General features: G+C 51.2%; 19 protein-coding genes. 13 read left to right on the top strand and 6 right to left on the bottom strand.

The window, feature by feature from the left end; genetic code table 11:
- Nucleotides 1–3: 3 nt before the first annotated feature.
- The 4 genes from HMPREF9473_RS23970 to HMPREF9473_RS23955 are packed head-to-tail and all read left to right on the top strand — an operon-like array spanning nucleotide 4 to nucleotide 3,811.
- Nucleotides 4–1,422, top strand: a complete 1,419-nt coding sequence (locus tag HMPREF9473_RS23970) for an ABC transporter substrate-binding protein (RefSeq protein WP_034860108.1) — start codon at nucleotides 4–6, stop codon at nucleotides 1,420–1,422.
- A complete protein-coding gene (locus HMPREF9473_RS23965; RefSeq protein ID WP_034860107.1) occupies nucleotides 1,423–2,292 on the top strand; it encodes a carbohydrate ABC transporter permease in 870 nt (289 codons plus the stop codon). It begins immediately after the preceding gene.
- An 11-nt stretch (nucleotides 2,293–2,303) separates the two neighbouring features.
- Nucleotides 2,304–3,143 carry a carbohydrate ABC transporter permease gene (locus HMPREF9473_RS23960; RefSeq protein ID WP_006782814.1) on the top strand — a complete coding sequence of 280 codons (840 nt, stop codon included), beginning with the start codon at nucleotides 2,304–2,306 and terminating at the stop codon, nucleotides 3,141–3,143.
- A 35-nt stretch (nucleotides 3,144–3,178) separates the two neighbouring features.
- On the top strand, nucleotides 3,179–3,811 hold the full coding sequence (locus tag HMPREF9473_RS23955; RefSeq protein WP_006782813.1) for a GntR family transcriptional regulator: 633 nt from the start codon (nucleotides 3,179–3,181) through the stop codon (nucleotides 3,809–3,811).
- 80 nt (nucleotides 3,812–3,891) lie between these two features.
- Here the strand turns inward: HMPREF9473_RS23955 and HMPREF9473_RS23950 are convergent, their stop codons facing one another.
- From HMPREF9473_RS23950 to HMPREF9473_RS23925, 6 genes are all read right to left on the bottom strand, one after another.
- Nucleotides 3,892–5,547 (bottom strand): galactose/methyl galactoside ABC transporter permease MglC, encoded by a 1,656-nt coding sequence (locus HMPREF9473_RS23950; RefSeq protein ID WP_006782812.1) that lies wholly within the window; start codon nucleotides 5,545–5,547, stop codon nucleotides 3,892–3,894.
- Between the two features lie 18 nt (nucleotides 5,548–5,565).
- Nucleotides 5,566–7,074 (bottom strand): sugar ABC transporter ATP-binding protein, encoded by a 1,509-nt coding sequence (locus HMPREF9473_RS23945; protein WP_006782811.1) that lies wholly within the window; start codon nucleotides 7,072–7,074, stop codon nucleotides 5,566–5,568.
- Nucleotides 7,075–7,168: 94 nt separating this feature from the next.
- On the bottom strand, nucleotides 7,169–8,506 hold the full coding sequence (locus HMPREF9473_RS23940; protein WP_006782810.1) for a substrate-binding domain-containing protein: 1,338 nt from the start codon (nucleotides 8,504–8,506) through the stop codon (nucleotides 7,169–7,171).
- Nucleotides 8,507–8,653: 147 nt separating this feature from the next.
- Entirely contained in the window at nucleotides 8,654–9,655 is a 1,002-nt protein-coding gene (locus HMPREF9473_RS23935) for a galactose ABC transporter substrate-binding protein (RefSeq protein ID WP_347509616.1), read from the bottom strand.
- A gap of 74 nt (nucleotides 9,656–9,729) precedes the next feature.
- Nucleotides 9,730–10,740, bottom strand: coding sequence for a substrate-binding domain-containing protein (locus HMPREF9473_RS23930; protein WP_006782808.1), 1,011 nt, complete (start codon nucleotides 10,738–10,740; stop codon nucleotides 9,730–9,732).
- The gene (locus HMPREF9473_RS23925) at nucleotides 10,737–12,527 is read right to left on the bottom strand and encodes a sensor histidine kinase (protein WP_006782807.1); all 1,791 of its coding nucleotides are present in this window, start codon (nucleotides 12,525–12,527) and stop codon (nucleotides 10,737–10,739) included. The genes HMPREF9473_RS23930 and HMPREF9473_RS23925 overlap by 4 nt, the downstream gene beginning before the upstream one ends.
- A gap of 235 nt (nucleotides 12,528–12,762) precedes the next feature.
- Here HMPREF9473_RS23925 and HMPREF9473_RS23920 point away from each other — a divergent pair, with 235 nt between their 5' ends.
- From HMPREF9473_RS23920 to HMPREF9473_RS23880, 9 genes are all read left to right on the top strand, one after another.
- Nucleotides 12,763–15,051 (top strand): RelA/SpoT family protein, encoded by a 2,289-nt coding sequence (locus HMPREF9473_RS23920; RefSeq protein WP_006782806.1) that lies wholly within the window; start codon nucleotides 12,763–12,765, stop codon nucleotides 15,049–15,051.
- Between the two features lie 78 nt (nucleotides 15,052–15,129).
- Complete coding sequence (locus HMPREF9473_RS23915; RefSeq protein WP_006782805.1) at nucleotides 15,130–15,762, top strand: MBL fold metallo-hydrolase; 633 nt, start codon at nucleotides 15,130–15,132, stop codon at nucleotides 15,760–15,762.
- A 15-nt stretch (nucleotides 15,763–15,777) separates the two neighbouring features.
- On the top strand, nucleotides 15,778–17,361 hold the full coding sequence (hemZ, locus tag HMPREF9473_RS23910; RefSeq protein ID WP_006782804.1) for a coproporphyrinogen dehydrogenase HemZ: 1,584 nt from the start codon (nucleotides 15,778–15,780) through the stop codon (nucleotides 17,359–17,361).
- A 107-nt stretch (nucleotides 17,362–17,468) separates the two neighbouring features.
- Nucleotides 17,469–18,731, top strand: a complete 1,263-nt coding sequence (hisS, locus tag HMPREF9473_RS23905; protein WP_006782803.1) for a histidine--tRNA ligase — start codon at nucleotides 17,469–17,471, stop codon at nucleotides 18,729–18,731.
- 49 nt (nucleotides 18,732–18,780) lie between these two features.
- Nucleotides 18,781–20,586, top strand: a complete 1,806-nt coding sequence (aspS, locus tag HMPREF9473_RS23900) for an aspartate--tRNA ligase (RefSeq protein WP_006782802.1) — start codon at nucleotides 18,781–18,783, stop codon at nucleotides 20,584–20,586.
- 88 nt (nucleotides 20,587–20,674) lie between these two features.
- Nucleotides 20,675–21,202 carry a GNAT family N-acetyltransferase gene (locus HMPREF9473_RS23895; RefSeq protein WP_006782801.1) on the top strand — a complete coding sequence of 176 codons (528 nt, stop codon included), beginning with the start codon at nucleotides 20,675–20,677 and terminating at the stop codon, nucleotides 21,200–21,202.
- A gap of 156 nt (nucleotides 21,203–21,358) precedes the next feature.
- On the top strand, nucleotides 21,359–22,201 hold the full coding sequence (gene kduI, locus HMPREF9473_RS23890) for a 5-dehydro-4-deoxy-D-glucuronate isomerase (protein WP_006782800.1): 843 nt from the start codon (nucleotides 21,359–21,361) through the stop codon (nucleotides 22,199–22,201).
- 238 nt (nucleotides 22,202–22,439) lie between these two features.
- Entirely contained in the window at nucleotides 22,440–23,117 is a 678-nt protein-coding gene (locus tag HMPREF9473_RS23885; protein ID WP_006782799.1) for a response regulator transcription factor, read from the top strand.
- On the top strand, nucleotides 23,114–24,658 hold the full coding sequence (locus HMPREF9473_RS23880; RefSeq protein ID WP_006782798.1) for a sensor histidine kinase: 1,545 nt from the start codon (nucleotides 23,114–23,116) through the stop codon (nucleotides 24,656–24,658). Before HMPREF9473_RS23885 ends, HMPREF9473_RS23880 begins: the two co-directional genes overlap by 4 nt.
- Nucleotides 24,659–24,717 lie beyond the last annotated feature (59 nt).

The following is a 24,717-nucleotide window of genomic DNA, read 5'->3' as shown; positions in this document are numbered from 1 at the left end:
GAGATTATGAGAAAAAAGATTGTATTGGCAGGAATGATTTTGGGAGCGGCGCTTCTGGCAGGCTGCGGAGCGAAAGAGGAGACGACAGCGGGAACAACCGCAGGGACAACGGCTGCCGGGGGAGCGGCCGTATCTGGCGGAGAAAGCACGGAGGAGAAGACCGTGTATCCGGCCGGAACCATCACCATCTACGGCTACGGCCAGCCCCAGTATCTTCAGGAATATTATGACGCATGGCTGGAGAGAAACAGGGATATCGCGCCTGATGTGAAGATTGAGATTGTGCAGACCGAGGGAGCCGCGGACTCAAGAGAGAAAATCACCATGACCAGTCTGGCCGGGGCCACGGATGACCTGCCTGACGCCATCTTTATCGACCCGGTCAATTTAATGGACCTTGCAAAAGGAGATTTGCTGAACGATGTGACCGATTTTGTGTCACCGCTGGCTGACAAGATGGTAGACGGGGCCTGCAATGACGCCATCATTGACGGCAAAAATTACGGGCTGCCGGAATCGGTCCGCCCGCAGGTGCTGTTTTATAACAAAGACATTTTCGAGGAGTACGGAATCGATCCGGAGACGATGTCTACCATGGAGGGATATATCGAAGCGGGAAGACAGTTAAAGGAGAAGAGCGGCGGCAAGGTTTACCTCTCCTACATTGACCCGGGCAACAAGACCTGGAGATACTGGGGACGCCGTGGTCTGATGCCGCAGGCCAACGCCCGCATCTGGGATGAGAGCGGCGAGGTGGTCATCGGCAGTGACGAGGGAACGAAGCTGGCGCTTGGAACACTTGATACCATGTACCAGGAGGGCCTTCTGTTAAAATCCGCCATCATGGAGCCGGCTCTGTACGATTCCATCAGAAACAAGGAAGTTGCTACCTTCTATATCGGAGCCTTCTGGGATGAATTTATGAGAAAGAACTGCGCGGACACGGCCGGACAGTGGCGGGTAATGCCGGCGCCGGAGTTTGAGAGCGTGAAGAAGGCCGGAGCGCCTGTATCAGCCTATTTCTGCCTGGTGAACAAGGGCGACAATGTCTACGAGGGGCTGCTGAAAAAGCTTTGGTATGATTTCACCTTCGATATCGAGCCGAGAACCACATGGGTGAAATCCATGGAGTCCCAGAATGCGCCTTATGCCAACCCGATTTCCCTGGAAATGCTGGAGGATGACTTCTGGAAAGAGCCTTCGGACTTCTATGGCGGCCAGTCATTCAGGCAGATGGAAGGGGAGGCCCTTGGAAACAGCGCGCAGAATCTGGTTGTAACACCGCAGGATGCGGAGGCCGATGAGATTATTACGGCGGAGCTTGAAAACTATGTGGCCGGCAACCAGACCATGGACCAGGCCATCCAGAATATGGATAAAAATCTGAAAGCAAAGATAGGAAAAGCAGAGCTGGAGGGATAAATAATGAAAACTCTTAAAAAATACCGGGCCCCATATCTGTTTATACTGCCGTTTTTCATCCTGTTTCTTCTGTTTCAGCTGGTGCCCACCATATGGACGGTGTACATCAGTTTCACGGAGTGGAAGGGTATCGGAACGCCCAAATTCTGCGGACTTAAGAACTATCGGAAAATGGTGATCGACGATATGTTCTGGGGCGCGCTGGGCAACACGGTGGTCTACTGGGTGACAGGGCTTGTGATGATACTGGTGCTGGCTATCGTGATTGCGTGTCTGTTGAACAGCCAGGCGCTGAGGGGCAGGGCATTTTTTAAGACAGCCACATTTCTGCCAAACATCTGCGCGGCCATTGCCATGGGTCTGATTTTCAGAATGCTGTTTGATGAAAATGTAGGGCTGGTCAATGAACTGGGAAGCACCATGGGATTTTCCAAAATCCCGTGGCTGACCAGCACCAGGTATTCCAAGATACCGGTAATTATCCTGAACGTCTGGAGAAATACGCCCTGGTTTACAATGATTGTGCTGTCGGGACTGTTAAACATCTCCAGGGATTACTACGAGGCGGCCACCGTGGACGGCGCCAGCAACCTGAAGCAGTTTTACTATATCACGCTGCCGTCCCTGAAGAACATTTTGTTTTTCTGCTCCATCACGCTGACGGTGGACAGCTGGAAGCTGTTTAACGAGTCCTACATCCTTCCGGGACCGGGAATCTCCAATACCTCCCTGTTCCAGTACATGTATGAATCGGGCTTCAACATTTTCAATATGGGTTACGCGTCTGCCATCGGATGTGTTCTGATTGTGATTTTAATGATTATCTCGATGATACAGTTTGCCGCCAGACGGAAACAGGGCGAGCTTTGAGGAGGTGAAGTATGGGCGTTAGGACAAAAAAACGTGTGGAGAGTATTGCAATTCACGGGATTTTAATACTGCTTGTGCTTGTCTGTGTGTTTCCGATTCTCTGGATGTGCCTGATTTCGGTGAAGGATACCTCGGAAAGCATCAGCGGATGGAACTCCCTGTGGGTGAATAATCCCACGCTGGACAATTACCGGAGACTCTTTTCCATGATACCGATATGGAAAAATGCATTTAACAGTGTGTTCACCACGATTCTGGGAACCGTGACGTCGCTGTTTTTCTGTTCCCTGGCCGGGTTTGCATTTGCAAAATATAAATTTCCGGGGAGAAATGTGCTGTTCTATTTCGTGATTGCCACCATGCTGGTGCCGCCGGAGGTGGGGGCGGTTCCGCTGTTTGTCATCATGAAGAAGCTGAACCTAATCAACAGTCTGTGGTCGTTAATTATACCGAGAATTGCCACGGCGGTGGGTATCTTTTACATGCACCAGTATATCACGGACATACCGGATGAGCTGATTGAGGCGGCCCATATTGACGGGTGCGGCGATTTTAAAATATTTACCAGCATTGTCATCCCGGTCATCAAACCGGCGCTGGCATCCTGGGCCTCCGTCACGCTGATTGCCAGATGGAATGATTTTTTCTGGCCGCTGCTGTATCTGCGCAAGCAGGCGAAATATACCCTGATGGTTTCCATCTCCCTGCTTCCGGTCAGTGAAGGACTTTCCACGCCGTGGCCGGTGATTTTAGCGGGAACGACTCTTGTTATTATCCCTATTATTGTGTTATATTTATTATTACAGACATTCCAGAAGGCAGGATTAACGGCAGGAGCGGTAAAGGGATGATTATTCGGTGGAAGGAACCAGTAAAGGTGTAAACTATGAAGAGTCAATCGGTCAAAGAATTAGTGTATGAGGGGATTTTAAATGATATCCTGCAGGGGGTGTATCCGGCGAACTCGATACTGAACGAGCGAATGCTGACGGAGAAGTACCAGGTCAGCAAAACGCCTGTCAGGGAGGCCCTGGTGCAGCTGTGCAGCGAGGGGATTTTAAAGAATATTCCAAGATTCGGGTATCAGCTTCCGGTTATCACGCCTGCTGAGATTAACGGTATCATAGAGTACCGGATGATGCTGGAGTGTGCCGCGTTGGAAAAAACAATCCGGATTATCACAAACGACGAGATTGATGCACTGGTAGCCCACGCCACCAGCGCGGTAAAGCTGTCCCAGCAGAAGGACATCACCGTCCACTGGGAGACAAACATGGAGTTTCACATGATGCTGTGCAGCTACTGTAAAAACCAGTTCGTGGAGAAAGCCCTCCAGGACGCGCTGAAATTCTGCAGCCGCGTCGCGACCCAGTATTTCAACAATACCTGGGAAAAAAGCAAACTGGCGGACTCCGCCGGCCATATGAAGCTGGTGGAGGCGATTCGCAGCCGGAATCTGGAGCAGGCGAGAGAGCTGCTGATTGTGGATATCAATGCGATGAAAGACGAGATTATGTAGAAAAACCCCTGAAAGAACTCCAGGCCCATGGGGCATCCGGATATTCTTTCAGGGGTTTTTATTCTTATTACTAGTTCTTATTATTTCTTCTGAACATACTTCAGACAGTCAAGCGTTACAGCCGTAATGATGATGATACCTTCAAATACGAACTGGAGGTTTGTGTCAATTCCGAGAGTTGTCAGGGAGTAGATCAGTACGGTGAATATCAGCACGCCGACTACGACGCCTGAGATTTTACCGATACCGCCGGTGAAGGATACGCCGCCGACTACGCAGGCCGCAATCGCGTCCATCTCCCAGCCCTGGCCATAAGCCGCGGAACCGGAACCAACCATTCTTGCGCATTCCAGCCAGGAACCGAAGCCGTAGAGGATACCGGCCAGGATAAAGGCTCCCATGGTGACGCCGAATACGGAGATACCGGAAACGGATGCTGCTTCCGGGTTGCCGCCAACTGCGTACAGGTTTTTACCGAACGTTGTCTTGTTCCAGATAAACCATACGATCAAGATTGCGGCTACCGCCCAGAGGATAATGGTTGGGAAACCATTTAATCTTGGGATAATCATCTTCGGAATGGCCGGGTCAATGGCACCAAATGACACACCCTTTGTCGCGTAGGTGATAAGACCGAAGATAACCAGCATGTTTGCCATCGTCGAGATAAAGGGATGCATCTTGAATCTGGCTGTGAAGAAACCTGCAATCGCGGTGAAACATGTACACAGAACGATACACATGAACAACGCGAAGACTACCCTCAGGCCAAGAGGCATTCCCGTAAAGTCAAACACATGGCCAAAAACCATACCGGTATTGATTCCCTGGTGCATGATAATCGTTGCAGTCGTCATACCCATACCAACCATACGGCCGATGGAAAGGTCCGTACCGGTTAAAAGAATCAGTCCCGCAACACCCAGCGCTAGGAACATACGCGGTGATGCCTGCTGGAGGATCTGCAAAATGTTGTTGTACGTAAGCAGCGGAACCCCTTTGATGATAGGAGTCGCGATACAGAGCCCGATAAATATCAGGATGATGGCAATATACAAACCATTGTCCAGCAAAAAGGTTCTGCGGTTAAATGAGTACAGGTAGTTTTCCAATTTCTGCTGCTGGGACTCCATGAAGGTGAATTTGGACAGACGCAGCAGGTCAATCAGATGGTACTGCCAGGCAAACGCGGCATGTCTCCGGTCCTTTATCTGCTGAAGCTGTTTCTCCAAGTCCATCTTGGCATCGAACATCCGGTTTTTATGGACGTACTTCTCATCCTTGATCTCCTGATGGTCGGTAATCTTTGACAGGTTGTTCTTGTGCTCTTTCTCAAGCTCCGCAACCTTCTGGCTGTATGTCTCTTTTGCAAGGGCTTTCTCCTGCTCGCAGCTTTCTTTCAGCGGCTGGTAGTAATCCTTGTCAAAATGTGCTTTTAAATATGTAATCGCGTCTGCAATTAATTTTGAAACTTCGTCTTTATTTTTGGCTTCCACTGCTTTTGCTTTATCCAGCTGGGCCTTGTATTCTGCAATTCTGTTCTCTTTTTCTTCCTTTGGAACGCTGCGGTCTCTCTTTAACGCGTCGATACTGTTCTGAAGAGCGACTGCCCTGTTTGTGCCGTCAGCTCTGAGACTGTCGATTTTTTCCTGAATCTTACCGACATAGTCCTCAATTGGCTGGCGCAGTTTCTGTTCCTGTTCAGCTGTAAGAATCTTACCGTTTCCTTTCGCCATGTTCATCCATCTCCCCTGTTATAGGTATTTTGCACTGAGTCTTAAAAGCTCTTCCTGGTTTGTCTCGCTTGTGTTGACAATTCCGGACAGCCGTCCATTGGACATAACACCAATACGGTTTGTGATTCCCAGAATCTCCGGCATCTCAGAGGAGACAACGATGATTGTCTTTCCCTGTTTCGCCATATTGATGATCAACTCATAAATTTCATATTTCGCACCAACGTCAATTCCACGCGTCGGTTCATCCATCATAAATATCTGCGGCGCCCGCTCCAGCCACTTGCCAAATATCACCTTCTGCTGGTTGCCGCCGGAAAGACTTGATATCATATCGCCCGGCCCCATGCATTTGGTGTGCATGATTTTGATTTCGTTGGCGGTGGCCTTTATCATCTTTGCGTCAGAAAGGGCCACTTTGGACTTGTATTGCTCCAGATTGGCAATGGTGGTGTTGAAGGTAAGGTCACCCTTCAGGAAAAGCCCATTTGCCTTCCGTTCCTCGGTAATCATGGCAAATCCATTATCCATGGCTTCCTTGGCGCTGCTGAAATTCATCAGGCGGTTATGGAAATAAACCCGCCCGGCTGCTCTGGTACGGACTCCAAAAATGGTTTCCAGAAGTTCCGTACGTCCCGCGCCCACCAGACCATACAGTCCGAAGATTTCCCCCTCTTTTACATCGAAGGATACATCCTGCAAATGAGGTTCGAACTTCGTGGACAGATGCTGAATGGACAGGATTACGTCCCCCGGAGTGTTGTCAACTGGCGGGAAACGGTTATCAAGTGAACGGCCAACCATAGCCGATATCAGCTCATTCATGTTCGCATCCTTCGTGCTCTTGGTCATAACCAGGTTGCCATCTCGAAGGACGGATATCTCATCACAAATTTCAAAAATTTCATCCATTTTATGAGAAATGTAAATCAGGGCAATTCCCTCTTCTTTTAACTTTCTCATCATCTCGAAGAGTTTGTTTACCTCCGCCACTGTCAGCGAGGAGGTGGGCTCATCGAGAACAATCACTTGTGAATTATAGGAAATCGCTTTGGCGATTTCACACATCTGTCTCTGTGAAACAGACATATTCCGCATGGGCTGCGTGAGATTCACGGTCATGCCCAGTTTTCTAAAGAGGTCGGAAGCCTCTTTTTTCATTCTGCCTTCATCAACCACGCCCATGGAATTGACCGGATAACGTCCAAGGAAGAGATTGTCAATGACGTTTCGTTCCAGACACTGATTCAATTCCTGGTGAACCATCGCAATTCCGTTTTCCAGGGCATCCTTCGGACCGGAAAAGCTGACTTCTTTTCCTTTTAAGAAGATCGTTCCCTCGTCCTTCTGGTAGGTACCAAAAAGGCACTTCATCATGGTTGACTTACCGGCGCCATTCTCGCCCATAAGCCCCATAACGGTTCCGCGCTTCACATCCAGATTGATGTGGTCCAGAACCCTGTTTCGGCCAAAGGACTTGCTCATACCGCGTATTGATAAGACGATATCATCTTTCTTATCTGCCATTATTTTTACTCCTCTGCTTATTAAACGCCTGATTATCATAGAGAGATTATTAGGGAGAATTTCTTCTCCCTAATAACCTTTCTCATATTACTGATTACTGATTTAAAATATTGGTGTAAGAAGCGGCGTTATCTGTTTTAACCATGTTGATTGCGAATGCATCGTACTGGCTCGGATTGCCAAGACGGTTGGTGATGTTGGACTCTGTCTGGCCGTCGCCGCCGATGTACTCAACCTTCAGGTTCAGAAGCTTATCATATTTCTGAAGAAGTGGCTGATAGGTGGAACCTAAGAAGTTATCAGCGGAGTTGTAGATGTTCAGCCAAACATTCTTGGTTGGATGAGCGCCTTCGTCAAGCTGATTGGATACCGGTGCGTAAACCATGGTGGAATCCATGAAATCATTGTAGTTTTCGCCAGTTACAGCTACGTTTAATGCATAGTAGGAACGCTCGTCTGCTTTGTATACATATACGTCTTCACTCAGAACGTTGCCTGCATCGTCTGCTGTGCCGATACCGGTGTCGATATCAACTCCGTCAAGAGCGTTGCGGAGAACACGAAGGGTCAGATATGCCTGAACGTCTGCATGCTGGCTGATGGTTCCGCCGTAACCTTCTGCGATAGCGGCTACTGCGTCACTGTTAGCGTCATAACCGAAGGTAGGAACCTTGTTGTCTTTGGACCATGCGTTGAACATGGACATGCCCATACCATCGTTGTTGGAAGCTACAATATCAATCTGGTCACCGAAGGAAGAAGACCATGTGCCGATGCCGTTTCCAGCTGTAGCTGCATCCCATGTAGCGCCTGCGGAGTTCTTCATCTCCTGGGAAGCAAGCTCGCGGACAATGTAGCTCTTGCCGTTTACTTCAATCTTGCCATCCTGAACGATGGTTGATGTACCGTCTGTGTTGGTACCGATTGGGTCACTGTTGATGTTGCCGTCTTTTTCTACCGCTGTTCCAAGAGCTTTACGGATACCTCTTGTACGTGCGATGGAGTCGTTGTGTCCGATATCGCCGATGGCCAGAACATAACCGATGATGCCGTCGCCGTTGCGGTCAATGTTATCGATATTCTTCTCGATGTACTCTTTTACCATGGTACCCTGAAGCTCAGCACCCTGATTGGCGTCGAATCCTACATAATAGGTATCTTTGTTATAGTTCAGAGCTGCCATATCAAGCTGTCCTGTGGCGCTGCTGGAAGGCTGGCGGTTAAACCATACCAAAGGTTTATCCTTGTTTTCCACCTTTGCGTTTGGGTCTTTTGTCTCTGCCGGAGCTGCTGTTGTCTCTCCTGATGCTGCTGCCGTCGTCTCTGCTGCTGGAGCTGCGGTGGTCTCTGCTGTCTTGGAGCCACATCCTGCCATGGAAAATACCATTGCGGATGCCATGCCTACTGCTGCTACTTTGTTAAGTAATCTCATGATAAATCCTCCCTGAATTATAGTATAGTGACCGTCGATTCGTCATTTTGGCTCATCGACAACCGTATTATAACTTTATTTTGGGCATATTACCATATGATTTTTTTCGCTTTTATATAAAATTTCTTGGATTTTGTATAAAATCCATTATTTTGCATTGGCCGTTAGTGCAGTCTGACTGCAATTGTAGTATTTGCCATCCTCTAAGTCCACTTCCTCTTGTACATTATGCCCAAGCCCGGCGGCGGCAGCGATGCGGAACACCACGTCGGCATACTCATCGCTGTCACACTGGACAGTTCCGAATAGTTTCCCGGAGGTAAGACCTTCCACGCCCTGGGGCGTTCCGTCAATCCCCACGATTTTAATGGGGCGGGTGATTTCCTTCCGCTCCAGCGCATCCGCCGCGCCGAGGGCCATGTCGTCATTATTGCTGATGACCAGCTCGATTTCATCCGGATATTCCTCCAGCCATTTCTCCATCCACGCGGAGCCCTGGCTTCGTTCCCAGTTACCAATCCCCCCGGTAATCTTTTCTAACGGCACGCCGCCGTCTTTTAAGGTCTGGATGGACCACTCCGTCCGGATGAGGGAATCCTGATGGCTCGTCTCGCCCTCAAGAAGCACATAGCTGACCTTTCCGTCTCCGTTTAGATCCAGGACGGAGGGGTCCTTCTTGTAGGCATCCACCAGAATGTTGCCCTGGAGGACGGCCGATTCCTTGGCGTTCTCCCCCACGTAGTAGAGTTTCTCCCAGCGGTTCATGTCCTCCTCCACCGGTTCCCGGTTGAAGAATACCACAGGAATATCGCCTTCCATCGCCCTGTTTATAATATAGGAGGCCGCCGAGCGGTCCACCATGTTGACACAGAGCACATCCACGCCCAGGGAGACAAACCGGTCCACCTGGCTGTTTTGGGTGTTCTGGTTCCCTTTTCCGTCCACAACATCGAGAATCACCCGGACACCCGTCGCTTTCTCGTAAGCCTTCGCCTGTTCCTCCATCTTTCCACAGAGATTATTGATAAAGGAATCGTCACCCCGGTAAAGAGATACCCCGACGCGGAGCGCCTTTTTCTCCTCCGGTTTTTCCTGGCTCCGGCTATGGAATATCATACCGCCGCCCACAAAGATAGAGATGATGACCAATGCTGTTATTAAGGAATATTTTTTTTCATTTGTACCTCCACGGTCTATTCAAATGGATATGATGCAGCTGGACTTTATTCAATCGGATAAAGAATCTTTTCAAAATGCGTTTTCTGCAAATCCTCTTTTTCTATATAATAGGATTCCAGCACAATCTGTTCCCGGTCCCCCCGCTTTTCGATGGCGTCCACCGCCTTGACAATGCTTAAATATCCGGCGTCAAACTGATTGGTGGCGATAAGCCCCTTTATGACGCCCCGGTCCATCTGGTTTAAGATTTTGGTGGTGCTTCCAAAGCCGTACAGGGTTGGAAGGGATGTCATGTTAGCCGGGCTTCCGGCGATGATGTCGGCGGCCCGCTCCAGACTCTTGACGTCCAGGGCCGCGATAATGGCTTCCCCGCTGTCAGGATACACATGGGTCTCCATGGTCCAGCGGAAAAAGTCTTCATGCTCCTCTGACGGCGCGTTTGGCATGCCGTTTTTGTTCATTTCGTAGAGATGGGCCTGGAAACCTGCCTGGGACAGGGCGTTCAATAGTCCTGCGTACACTTCCCGGTTATAGCCATAATCCAGCCCCTCCGTAAACAGAAACACCGGCTTGTCGGGGGTATTTTCTTTTGTGATTGCCTCCCCCAGCATCCGGCCCGCTTCCTGGTAGTCCTGTGAGATGCCGGTCATGGCCCAGTCCCCCGGAAAGATATTGCCCATGACAATCAGCGGACTGGCCAGAACCATTTCTTCCAGGATGGTCCGGCACTCCTCCTGCTTTAAGGGCACCAGCACCACGGCCTTGGCCCCGTCGTCCACTTCCCGCTTTAATAAGTCCATCTGCTCGGTGACATTTCCCTTTTCATACAGGGTAATGAAATTGACATCTACATTGTACTCGTCCGCGGCCTTGTCCACGCCCTTGCGGAAATTGGAATAATAATCATCCGTTGTGTCCCCGATAATGATGGACACCGGGTAGATTTCCGTCTGCTCCTCCTTGATGATGAAATCCGTGGAGGACAGCAGAAACAGAAGAACCAGGATTCCGGCAAACAGACACCATATAATCTTTTCACGCCTTGTCATCTTCATGCTTCTTCGCCCTCCGCTAAAATCTGGCTGTAAGGTACGGCCGGAAGGTGGATGGTGATTTCCGTTCCCTCGTCCGGCTCCGAATGGATGGTCAGTCCGTACTCCTCACCAAAATAGAGCTTGATCCGCTCGTTCACATTCTTCACGCCAATCCCGGAGCCCTTCTTGGACGTCACGTGGATGGAGTCGGAAAACAGACTTTCCACCTGCTCCGCCGTCATGCCAAGTCCATTATCGCGGACGGTAAAGTATAGATCGTCCGCTTCTCTCCACACGGTTAAGATAATCTCACCGTCACCGTCCATAAACTCCATTCCATGGTATACCGCGTTCTCCACCAGAGGCTGGAGCATCAGCTTCAAGCTGGCTAACTCCAGGCATTCCTCCGAGGCGTCAATCGTGTAGGAAAATTTGTTCTTAAAGCGCATGTGCTGAATCATCAAATAGCTGCGGACGTGCTCTAACTCATCCCGGACCGTGATGATACTCTTTCCCTTGCTTAAACTGATGCGGAAGAACCGCGCCAGGGCAGTCACCACCTTGACGGCCTCGGCTTTCTGCTCATTTTCAATCATCCAGACGATAATGTCCAGGGTGTTATAGAGAAAATGAGGGTTAATCTGGGACTGGAGCGTATCAAATTCCTGCTTTCTCTTGGCCTCGTGCTCCGTCACGATATCGTTCATGAGCACCCGTATCTGTTTCGCCATGCTGCCGATGGAGGTCCCCAGGTGCTGAATCTCATAGGAGCCCCCGATATAGACGGGCGCATCCAGGTTGCCTGCCTCCAGAATTCCCACGGATTTCTCCAGCTCCTTGATCGGATTTGTGATTCTGGAGGAAATATAGGAGTTGATAAGCGTCAGGATAAAGAGGATCAGGGTAATGATAAAGACAATAAACAGTCTGGTTTTGATAGTATTTAAGGAGACCACGTTCTTCGGGGTTACCCCCACCACCTTCCAGCCGGTGTAGCCGATGGATTTGACGGTGATGATGCGTTCCCTCCCCCCAAATTTCTCCAGATGGTTTCCGTCCTTGTACCCGGCGGCCGCGAGATTGTTCTCCGCGACCCGGCCGGAGTCAATCAGCTGGATTTTGGGATGGTAGAGGATTTCTCCGTCGCTGCTGATTAAATAGACGTAGCCGCCGGTTCCGGTGGTCACGCCGTCAAACAGATGGGCCAGGCTGGAATAGCTCAAGTCCACTAGAAGAACGCCCTGGTCTGTGGACGTTCCCTCGGTCAATTCCACCGCTCTCGACAGGGAGATCACCCAGCGGTACTGGCTCTCATTGCCGTCAAATATGTACTGGACGTGGGGATTGGAAAAATGCTGGTTTTCCGTCTTCTCCAGGGCATTGGTAAACCAGCTGTCCCCGGTCACGTCAAGATTGGTCTTGATTCTGGCGGCCGGCACCGCTTCTTTCAAAGCGCCGTCCTGGGAAAAGAGGGCGATGTTGTCCACATTGTCTTTGTTGTTGTCGTACAGAAGCGTAATCTCGCTGTTGATGGATTCGGAGGATAAATCCGCGTTCTTGACAGCGCCGTAATACAGGGAATCCGACAGCTTCATAACCGTGCGAAGGTAACTCTCCACGGAGCGGGCCACCTGGCCAATCAGGCTCTGGTTTTCCTCCATCACGGTCTGGGATACCTGGCTGGACAGCCGCTGGTAGATGGAAAATGTGATAAGCAGGCTGGCTGCCAGAGCGGTCACGGTAAAGTACGTAAAAATCGTATATCGGATACTGCTGTTATGAAAAAAGTTTCTGTTTTTCTTATCCATTCTGTGGCTCCACGAATTTTGTCGGTGACACGTGTCATAAGGTATATGACAGGAGGTGTCTTTGTCAAGTATCAATCGTTTTCTTTCCTTATTATATCATGGCATGTTTGTTTTGTCAGTTTAAGCTTACAATTGTTCCTGGGCCTTTTCTATAATAATTGCCGCCCCCTCTTGCAATTTCCGACAAAAATACGTATAATGGTAAAATAATTATGCACAGAAAAGGATGACGTTTATGGCAGGTGGAATCACTCCGGAACATATGGAACGTGTGGGCAATGAACTGGAAGCTCCGGCTTCTTTTACCAGCCCTGAGATTCTGTATCAGGATTTGATAAAGAGTATCAGAAAGTACCACCCCTCCGATGACATCTCCATGGTGGAGAAGGCTTATCGGATTGCTTATGATGCCCACAAAGAGCAGAAACGCAAGTCCGGGGAGCCTTATATTATTCATCCTCTGTGTGTGGCCATTATTCTGGCGGATTTGGAGCTGGATAAGGAGAGTATTGTGGCGGGCATTCTTCACGACGTGGTGGAGGATACCGTGATGACGTTAGACGAGGTGGCGAAGGAGTTCGGCTCCGAGGTGGCGCTTTTGGTGGACGGGGTCACGAAGCTGACACAGCTGTCCTGGTCCATGGACAAACAGGAGATTCAGGCGGAGAACCTGCGGAAGATGTTCCTGGCCATGGCCAAGGATATCCGTGTGATTCTGATCAAGCTGGCGGATAGACTGCACAACATGCGGACCCTCCAGTATATGACGCCGGAGAAGCAGAAGGAGAAGGCCAGGGAGACCATGGATATCTATTCTCCCATTGCCCACAGGCTCGGTATCTCCAAGATTAAGATTGAACTGGACGATTTGTCCTTAAAATATCTGGAGCCGGACGTATACTACGATCTGGCTGAGAAGATTTCCCTGCGCAAGGATGCCAGAGAGGCGTTTGTCCAGGGCATTGTGGAGGAAGTGAAGTCCCACATGGTGGAAGCCGGTATCGATGCCAGAGTGGAAGGCCGTGTGAAACATTTCTTCAGCATTTACAAGAAAATGGTGAACCAGGATAAGACCCTGGACCAGATTTATGATTTGTTTGCCGTGCGGATTATCGTGGAATCCGTGAAGGACTGTTATGCGGCCCTGGGCGTGATTCACGAGCTGTACAAACCGATTCCCGGCCGTTTCAAGGATTATATCGCTATGCCAAAGCCCAACATGTACCAGTCGCTTCACACGACGCTGATTGGCAGCAACGGGCAGCCCTTTGAGATTCAGATCCGAACCTTCGAGATGCACCGGACCGCCGAGTTTGGTATCGCGGCCCACTGGAAATACAAGGAGAGCGGAAGCGGACAGATTGCGGCGGGCAGTGAAGAAGCCAAGTTGAGCTGGCTGCGCCAGATTCTGGAGTGGCAGACAGACATGTCAGACAATAAAGAATTTTTAAATCTGATTAAGAGCGATTTGGATTTGTTCTCCGACAGCGTTTACTGCTTCACCCCGTCCGGCGATGTGAAGAACCTGCCAAGCGGCTCCACGCCGGTGGATTTTGCCTATGCCATCCACAGCGCCGTGGGCAACAAGATGGTGGGCGCCAGAGTCAACGGCAAGCTGGTGAACATTGATTACGTGATTCAAAATGGAGACCGGATTGAGATTATCACATCCCAGAACTCCAAAGGCCCCAGCCGTGACTGGCTGAAGCTGGTCAAGAGCACCCAGGCCAAGAACAAGATTAACCAGTGGTTTAAGACCGAATTAAAAGAAGACAACATTCTCCGCGGCAAGGAGATGATTGACAAATACTGTAAAGCCAAGGGCATCAACTTCCCCGACATCAACAAGCCGGAGTACATGGAAAAGGTGATGAAGCGCTATGCGTTCAGAGACTGGGATTCCGTGCTGGCTTCCATCGGACATGGCGGCTTAAAAGAAGGCCAGATTATCAACAAGATGGTGGAAGAGCGGGAGAAGAAGCTGAAAAAAGAGGTGACGGACGCCAACATCTTGGACGGTATCGGAGAGATGACCAACAAGGTTCCGGTCTCCAAGAAGTCGGGAAGCGGCATTGTGGTGAAGGGCATTCACGACATCGCCGTCCGTTTCTCCAGATGCTGCAGCCCGGTGCCGGGCGACGAGATTGTGGGCTTTGTCACAAGAGGCCGTGGCGTGTCCATCCACCGGACGGACTGCGTCAACATTATCAACCTTCCGGAAAATGAGAGGGAGCGGCTGATTGACGCCGAGTGGCAGGAGCCGGAGGGCGAGAGCTCCAAGGAGCGCTACTCCACGGAGATTCAGATTTACGCCAACAACCGGATTGGGATGTTTGTAGATATCTCCAAGGTCTTTACGGAGCGCCAGATTGACATCACGTCCATGAACGTGCGCACCAGCAAGCAGGGAAAGGCCACGATTATCATGACCTTTGACATTCACGGCATCGAGGAGCTGAACCGTCTGACGGATAAATTAAGACAGATTGAAGGCGTGTTAGATATAGAGAGAACGGCAGGATAGAAAGCCTTTCTCTCTTTTTCAACTTATGGTTAGGAAAAAGTCAGGAATATCAGGAATATATAAAAAGGAGCGGGGACAATGGGAGATTTGAGGATTAAGACCTGCGTGCTGGGAATGGTGAGCACGAATTGTTATATTGTATACAGAGAGAAGGAGGCCGTTGTGATTGACCCGGCGGACAATGGGGCTTATATTGTGAACCAGTGCCGGGAGCTGGGGGTGATGCCGGTGGCGGTGCTGCTGACCCATGGACATTTCGACCACATTATGGCGGTGGATGATTTGCGCAAGCTGTCCCTTCCGGTGTATGCCGGGGCCGACGAGGAAGCACTGCTGAGGGATACGTCCCTGAACTTGAGCACCAGCTTTGGCCACAGCTTTACCACCCGCGCCGACCAGTATGTGAAGGACGGGGAAATGTTTTCGCTGCTGGGGAAAACCTGGAAGGTGATTGCGACGCCGGGCCATACGTCCGGTTCCGTGTGTTATCTCATAGACGATGAGGATGTGCTGTTTTCCGGTGATACCCTGTTTGCGGAGTCTTTGGGGCGGACTGATTTTCCTACGGGAAGTTCCGGCCAGATTGTGGCTTCCATCACGGAGAAGCTGTTCCCGCTGCGGGACGATATCATGGTATACCCGGGGCATGGCGAGCCGACTACCATCGGCCATGAGAAACAGTACAACCCGGTGGCGGCATATAGACGATGAGAGGATAAGGACAGAATGATTGGGATATTATTAGATGACAACGCGTTTGAGCAGGACATCCGGGAGCTGTTGATGGCTTTTTATCCGGGGGAGACCTTTGTCCATGAGGAGAAGCCGGAGGTGTCCTTCTATATTGAATGTAAGAAGAACCCGGAGCAGACAGGGTATGAGATACGGGATATCAGCTGTGGCACGTCCACGTTTCACGCCTTCGATGTGGATAAGGAGGAGATGAGCGAGGCGCTGTGCCAGGAGTGGGAGGATTATCTGGAGGGCCGTCCTGTGGCGATTACGGAGGGCAGCCGTCTGGAGACGAAAAACCGGATAAAACGGCGGTTATATTTTATGCTCCGAAGTAAGACCGGAAAACAGCTTCCCTGGGGGACGCTGACTGGGATTCGTCCCTCCAAGATAGCGATTACCCTTCTGGAAGAAGGGAAAGATAGAGAAGAGATAGCCCAGTACATGCGGGATACCTACCTGACCAGCGATGAGAAGATAGAACTGACCATCAAGACAGCGGAAAATGAGCGGGAGCTGCTATCCGCCTTTGATTACCGGAACGGATACAGTCTGTATATCGGAATTCCGTTCTGTCCGACCACCTGTCTTTACTGCTCCTTCACCTCCTATCCAATCGGACGGTGGAAGGGAAGAACCCAGGAGTATCTGAATGCCTTGTACAAGGAAATGGATTATGTGGCGGAGGCCATGGCTGAGAGGGCTGCGGCGGCAGAGCAGGAGTGCGGTGCATGTGCAGGCGCAAGTCAAGGGCTTGGCGCAGGCGGAGGCCCGCTCCATCTGGATACTGTATACTTTGGCGGCGGAACTCCCACCTCCCTTTCAGCCGAGGATTTGGACCAGCTGCTCACCCACCTGGAGACCACGTTTCCGTTGTCCGGCATCCAGGAGCTGACCGTGGAAGCCGGCCGCCCCGACAGCATTACCAGGGAGAAGCTGGAGGTGTTGAAAAAGCATCACATCACCAGAATTTCCATCAACCCCCAGACCATGAAGCAGGAGACGCTGGATTTAATCGGCCGCCATCACACCGTGGACATGGTGCGGGACTGCTTCCATGTGGCGAGAGAGCTGGGCTTCGACAACATTAACATGGATTTAATCGTGGGACTTCCGGAGGAGGATGTGGAGGATGTCAGACGCACCATGGAGGCGGTGAAGGCCCTGGACCCTGACAGTATCACCGTCCATTCCCTGGCCATCAAGCGGGCGTCCCGCTTAAACATCGACCGGGAACATTACGCCAGTTTGAGTATCAGGAACACCCAGGAGATGATAGACTTGACCGCCGCATACGCCAGGGAGATGGGCATGGAGCCCTACTACCTCTACCGCCAGAAAAACATGGCCGGCAATTTTGAAAACGTAGGTTACGCCAAACCCGGCAAAGCCTGCCTCTACAACATTTTGATTATGGAGGAGAAGCAGACCATCGCCGCCTGCGGCGCGGGCACCACCACCAAGATCGTATTTCCGGAGGAGAACCGCAGGGAGCGGACGGAAAATGTCAAGGATGTGGAGCAGTACATTGCCCGCATCGACGAAATGATTGAGCGGAAGAAAGCCCAAAAATTATAGAGAAACAGGAAAAAAGGCTTGCAAATTTCCAATAGTCCTTTAAAATAGAGAAAAGACATTGGCATTGGAGCAAAAAAGCCAAAATACAGAGATGGAGTGAGAACAGTATGGCATTGACGAAGAAACCGATAACCGGAATGAAGGATATTCTCCCGGCAGAGATGCAGATACGGGATTATGTGATGAACCAGATCAAAGATACGTACAGAAGTTTTGGTTTCTCATCGCTTGAGACTCCCTGCGTGGAGCACATCGCCAATCTGACCAGCAAACAGGGCGGTGACAATGAAAAGCTGATTTTCAAGATTTTAAAGAGGGGCGAGAAGCTGAATCTGGATACCGCCGAGACGGAGAATGATTTGGTGGACGGCGGTCTGCGCTACGATTTGACCCTGCCGCTGGCCCGGTATTATTCCAACAACTCCGCGTCCCTGCCGTCCCCCTTCAAGGCGTTGCAGATGGGACCGGTATGGCGGGCGGACCGGCCGCAGAAGGGGCGGTTCAGACAGTTCGTCCAGTGCGATATTGATATCCTGGGCGACGCCACATCCCTGGCGGAGATTGAGTTAATCCTTGCCACCACGACGGCCCTGGGGAAAATCTGCCCGGACAATTCCTTTACCGTGAGGATTAACGACAGAGGCATTTTAAAGGGCATGGCATCTCACTGTGGATTCCCGGAGGATTCCTATGACCAGGTCTTCATCATCCTGGACAAGATGGATAAAATCGGCTGTGAGGGCGTGGAGAAGGAACTGATAGAGGCCGGTTATCCGGAGGAAAATGTGAAGAAGTATCTGGGCCTGTTTGGCGCCGTGGAGGACAACGCATCCGGCGTCAGAAAGCTGGGAGAGATGTTAAAGGATTCCATGCCGGCCGAGGTGGCCGAGGGGCTGGCCCACATTATGGATACGGTGACGGACGTGGCGGTAGCTGATTTTAAGATTGCTTTCGACCCGACTCTGGTCCGCGGTATGTCCTACTACACCGGAACCATTTTCGAGGTGCAGATGGAAGGCTTTGGCGGTTCCGTGGCAGGCGGCGGACGTTATGACAAGATGATTGGCAAGTTCACCGGCGTGGAGACACCGGCCTGTGGATTTTCCATCGGCTTTGAGCGGATTGTCACCATCCTGATGGACCAGAATTTCCAGGTGCCGTCAGCGGCAGAGAAGAAGGCTTATCTCTTTGAGAAGGGCCTTGACAGCGGACGTCTCAGCGAAGTCATCAGCGAGGCCATGAAGGAACGGGCCGGCGGCATGCAGGTGCTGGTTGCCCAGATGAACAAGAACAAGAAGTTCCAGAAGGAACAGCTGATGAAAGAAGGCTATACGGAATTTAAAGAGTTCTACAAGGAGGCCCTGAAATAACAGGAGCCCGAATGCATCACAGAACCAATAGAAAAAGGAGAAAACAGTTATGGCAGAATCAATGCAGGGCCTAAAGAGGACCCACCGTTGTACGGAGGTCAGCACAGCCAACATCGGCCAGGAAGTGACCGTGATGGGCTGGGTGCAGAAGAGCAGAAATAAAGGCGGAATCATTTTTGTGGATTTGAGAGACCGTTCCGGACTGTTACAGATTATATTTGAGGAGAGCGACTGTGGAGCCGAGAGCTTTGCCAAGGCTGAGAAGCTGAGGAGCGAGTTTGTCATCGCCGTGACCGGCACCGTGGAGGCCCGCTCCGGCGGAGTCAATGAAAACCTGGCTACGGGAGCCATCGAGGTGCGGGCCAAGAGCCTGCGGACCCTGGCGGAATCCGAGACGCCCCCATTCCCGGTGGAGGAGGGCTCCAAGACCAAGGAGGAGCTGCGGTTAAAATACCGTTACCTGGATTTGAGAAGACCGGACCTTCAGAAGAATATTATGACGAGAAGCCGTGTGGCCGTGCTGACCAGAGCATTTCTGGCGGAAGAGGGATTTCTGGAGATTGAGACTCCTACCCTGATTGGCAGCACCCCGGAGGGGGCCAGGGATTATCTGGTGCCAAGCCGTGTGCATCCAGGCTCTTTCTACGCATTGCCCCAGTCACCACAGCTGTACAAGCAGCTGCTGATGTGCTCCGGTTATGACCGCTATTTCCAGCTGGCGAGATGCTACCGCGATGAGGACCTGCGGGCGGACAGACAGCCGGAATTTACCCAGATTGATATGGAGCTTTCCTTTGTGGATGTGGACGATGTCATCGACGTCAACGAGAGACTGCTTCAGAAGCTGTTTAAGGAAATCTGTAACTTTGATGTCCAGCTGCCTATCCAGCGGATGACCTGGAGAGAGGCCATGGACCGCTTCGGCTCCGACAAACCGGATCTGCGCTTCGGCATGGAACTGAAAAATGTCTCCGATGTGGTGAAGGACTGCGAGTTCGTCGTGTTCAAGGGCGCTCTGGAGAGCGGCGGTTCCGTGAGAGGAATCAACGCCGAGGGCCAGGGAACGATGCCCCGCAAGAAGATCGACGCGCTGGTGGAATACGCCAAGGGCTTCGGCGCCAAAGGACTTGCCTACGTGGCGATTCAGGAGGACGGCACCATCAAATCTTCCTTTGCCAAGTTCATGAAGGACGAGGAGATGACCGCGCTGATAGAAGCCATGGGCGGCAAACCGGGCGATCTGCTGTTGTTCGCGGCTGACAAGGACAAGGTGGTCTTCGACGTGCTGGGCAACCTGCGTCTGGAGCTGGCGAGACAGCTTGATCTGCTGAAGAAAGATGATTTCAAATTCCTGTGGGTGACTGAGTTCCCACTGCTTGAATACTCCGAGGAGCAGGGCCGCTATGTGGCTATGCATCACCCATTCACCATGCCTATGGAGGAGGACTGGCCTCTCATTGACGAGAATCCGGGAGCTGTTCGCGCCAAGGCGTACGATATCGTCCTCAACGGTACGGAAATCGGCGGCGGTTCCGTCCGTATCCACCAGAGCGGTATCCAGTCGAAAATGCTGGAGGTGCTGGGCTTCACACCGGAGAAGGCCGAGGAACAGTTCGGCTTCCTGTTAAATGCTTTCAAGTACGGGGTTCCGCCTCACGCAGGTCTGGCATACGGTCTGGACCGTGTGGTGATGCTGATGGTAGGCGCGGACAGCATCCGCGACGTCATCGCCTTCCCGAAGGTGAAGGATGCCTCCTGTCTGATGACCGAGGCGCCGACGCCGGTAGAGCACAAGCAGCTGGAAGAGCTGTGCATCGAGATTGCACTGCCGGAGAAAGAGACTGTAACTGAGTAACTGGTAACGAACACAAAAGGCTCCATCCTGCCGGGGATATCCGGCGGATGAAGCCTTTTTAAACACGAAAAAGGAGGATACGGACCATATGCTGCTGGAACATGGAGCCGCAAGATTTGAGGAGATTTACAGGATATATGAGGAGTCCTTTCCCGCCATTGAGCGAAGGACGAGAGAAGGACAGCGGAAGGTTTTTGACAATCCCTATTACCGCCTCCGGGTGATGGAGGAGGATGGCGTGATTCTGGCATTTTTAGGCTACTGGGACCTGCCGGGCTGCGTTTTCGTGGAGCATCTGGCCACCACAGAAGCCTGCCGTGGGAAGGGATACGGAAAAATGCTGGTGGAGGAGTGCATCAATGACACGGAAAAGCCAGTCTTCCTGGAGATTGAACCAATCACCGACAAAGACCCCATGACAGGCCGGCGCGCCGGATTTTACCAGCGGATTGGATTTTATGTAAACCAATTTCCCTATGAGCAGATGCCGCTGAAGGAGGGGGATGCCCCGATTCCTCTGTGGGTCATGAGTTACGGCGCACCCGTCAGCGAGGAGGAGTTTTATCCGGCAAAGAAGGAGATTTATGAGCAGGTGTACGGCGTGCACCTGCCGTAATCCGCTCTAAAAATATGTAATTTTTTAGGAAAACATGTACAATATTCAGAAACGGATTGGAAACCGTTGTAATTCTTTCCAGCTTGTGCTACGATTGTTGACGGAAGCATTTTCTATTATTTATAAAGAAGTTTACATAGTCAAGGAGGAATGAACATGGATATTCGCTATTCAGCAAACCAAAGAGATTTCAAACGCTACACCACCCAGGAGACCAGAGATGAGTTCTTAATCGAGAACCTGTATGTGGCCAATGAAGTGGTGGCCGTATATTCTCACGTAGACCGCATGGTGACTCTGGGATGTATGCCGACAACCGAGACCGTTTCCATCGACAAGGGCATCGACATCTGGGCGAACTTCGGAACCCAGTATTTCCTGGAGAGAAGAGAGATTGGTATCTTCAACATCGGCGGCGCGGGAACCATCAAGGCGGACGGCGAAGAATTCAAGATGGGTTACAAGGACTGCCTTTACATCACCAAGGGGACAAAAGAGGTTCTCTTTACCAGTGATGACGCGGCCAACCCGGCGAAATTCTACATGGTAAGCGCTCCTGCACATAAAGCATGCAAGACCACCTTTATCCCGATTGAGAAGGCAGCCAAGAAGCCGCTTGGCGCTATGGAGACCTCCAACAAGCGTGTCATCAACCAGTTTATCCATCCGGACGTTCTGGAGACCTGCCAGCTGTCCATGGGTATGACCGTGCTTGACGAGGGCAGCGTGTGGAACACCATGCCGGCTCACACACATGAGAGACGGATGGAAGTGTACATGTACTTCGAGATTCCGGAGAACAATGTGGTCTTCCACATGATGGGCGAGGGCAATGAGACAAGACATATCGTGATGCAGAACGAGCAGGCCGTGATCAGCCCGTCCTGGAGCATCCACGCCGGAGCAGGTACCAGCAACTATACCTTTATCTGGGCGATGGGCGGCGAGAACCAGGCATTTGATGATATGGATGTCATCCCGACCACAGAATTGAGATAAGAAATATCTGACTGTCAGTGCGGCAGCCGGAACCGGTTTTCCGTCCCCTGTGTGGCATTTTATGTCCACGGGGGACGGCTTTTTTTCGCCCTTTTGCCAGGAATGGAAAGTTTTGTGTCTAGGTGGTGCAGAATCTGTGAAAACTCTGTGAAAAGCTGGAAAACAGCCATAGTATCTGCTAAAATGAGAAAAGAAAAGGAATATCAGGTTTGATTGCACAATAAAAGGAGACTTACCTATGGAACAGTTAAAAATACTGGTGGTTGACGATGAAGCGAGAATGCGGAAGCTGGTGAAGGATTTTCTCCAGGTGAAGGGATTTTCCGTGGTGGAGGCGGCCAACGGGGAGGAAGCCGTGGACATATTTTTTGCGCAGAAGGATATCGCGTTGATTCTGCTGGACGTGATGATGCCCAAGATGGACGGCTGGGAGGTCTGCAAGGCCATCCGTCAGTATTCCCAGGTGCCCATCATCATGCTGACGGCCAGAAGCGAGGAGAGAGATGAGCTTCAGGGCTTCAGCCTGGGAGTGGATGAATATATATCAAAGCCATTCAGTCCCAAGATTCTGGTGGCGAGAGTGGAGGCGATTCTGCGTCGGAGCAAGGTGGTCAGCAGCAATGTGACCGACGTGGGCGGCATCTGCATCAACAAGGCGGCCCATCAGGTGACTATTGACGGCGAGCCCGTAGATTTGAGTTACAAAGAGTTTGAACTTTTGACCTATTTTGTGGAGAATCAGGGACTGGCGCTGTCCAGGGAGAAGATTCTCAACAATGTGTGGAATTACGACTATTTTGGCGATGCCAGAACCATCGACACCCATGTGAAGAAGCTGCGCAGCAAGCTGGGCAGCAAGGGAGATTACATCAAGACCATCTGGGGGATGGGATATAAATTCGAGGTGGAAGCATGAAACATTCCATAAGAGTCCGTTTCACCCTGATTTTTGCAGGGTTGATGGCGGCTGTTCTCATCGGCATCTGGTGTGTGAATAACTGGATGCTGGAGGGGTTCTATATCGACCAGAAGGTATCCGCGCTTCAGATGGCTTATGAAGAGATGGATAAACTGGTGATACAGAAAGCAAAAGAGGGCGGCAGCATTGGCGACGAATTCCTATATCCTGGGGATTCAGGAGAGCAGACTGAGGCAATGCGGCTTATGGGCAGCTTAAATGATAAATACGGCATTACCATTGTTATCATTGACAGCTTCAGCGACACGGTAATCGGTCCTGCCACCCGTGACAGCACATTCATGATGGATAAAGTCAGACGGTATATTCTGGGGGAATATGGGCCTGGGACAGAAACGCTGGTCTCAGAGAAGAACTATACCGTGCAGAGAGCATTTGACATCCGCTCCAAATCGTTTTATTTGGAGAGCTGGGGGTATTATTCCGATAACAGCACGATTTTTATTATGTCTTCACCGTTGGCGAGTATCAGGGAAAGTGTGGACTTAGCCAACCGTTTCCTGGCTTATGTGGGAATTGGCGCGCTGCTGCTCGCCTGCGTGATTCTGTATTTCACCACCAAGAAGGTGACATCGCCGATTCTGGAGCTGGCAAACCTGTCGGAGAAGATGTCCAACCTGGATTTCGAGGCCAAATACACCGGCAAGGCCCAGGATGAGATTGGCGTGCTGGGCAACAGCATGAATGTGCTGTCGGATAAGTTAAAGCAGGCCATCGGGGAACTGAAGACGGCCAACAATGAGCTGCAAAACGACATCGAGCAGAAAATTCAGATTGACGAGATGCGAAAGGATTTCATCGCCAACGTGTCCCACGAGCTGAAGACGCCGATTGCGCTGATTCAGGGCTATGCGGAAGGACTGACGGAAGGCATGGCGGAGGAGCAGGAGAGCCGTGACTACTACTGCGAGGTCATCATGGACGAGGCCAACAAGATGAACAAGATGGTGCGCCAGCTGCTGACGCTGACGGCGCTGGAGTTTGGCAACGACGCGGTGGAGGTGGAGCGGTTCGATATTGTGGAACTGATAGAGGGCGTCATATCGTCTGCCGGCATTCTGATCCAGCAGAAGGAAGCCCGCGTGGAGTTTGACGATTCCCATCCCGTCTACGTGTGGGCGGATGAGTTCAAGATCGAAGAGGTGGTCACCAACTATTTGAGCAACGCTCTGAACCATCTGGACGGGGAGAAAGTCATCCGCATCCGCCTTGACACCCTTCCGGGAAATGAGGACGGCAGGGACAGAATCCGGATCTCCGTCTTCAACTCCGGCAGCCCCATCCCAGACGAGGACCTGCCCAATATCTGGACCAAGTTCTACAAAGTGGATAAGGCCCGGACCAGAGAGTACGGTGGCAGCGGCATCGGCCTGTCCATCGTGAAAGCCATCATGGATTCCCACCACCAGGAGTGCGGTGTGAGGAATCTGGAGGACGGCGTGGAGTTCTGGTTTACTCTGGATGGGACTGGGAAATAAAAGAAGATAATAGAAGATAATAGAAAACGCCTGCGTTTCAGTATCGGATATGGATACTG

Source organism: Hungatella hathewayi WAL-18680, from assembly GCF_000235505.1.
Lineage (GTDB): Bacteria > Bacillota > Clostridia > Lachnospirales > Lachnospiraceae > Hungatella_A > Hungatella_A hathewayi_A.
The sequence above is the reverse complement of the archived record's forward strand: the minus strand, read 5'-3'. Positions and strand labels throughout refer to the sequence as shown.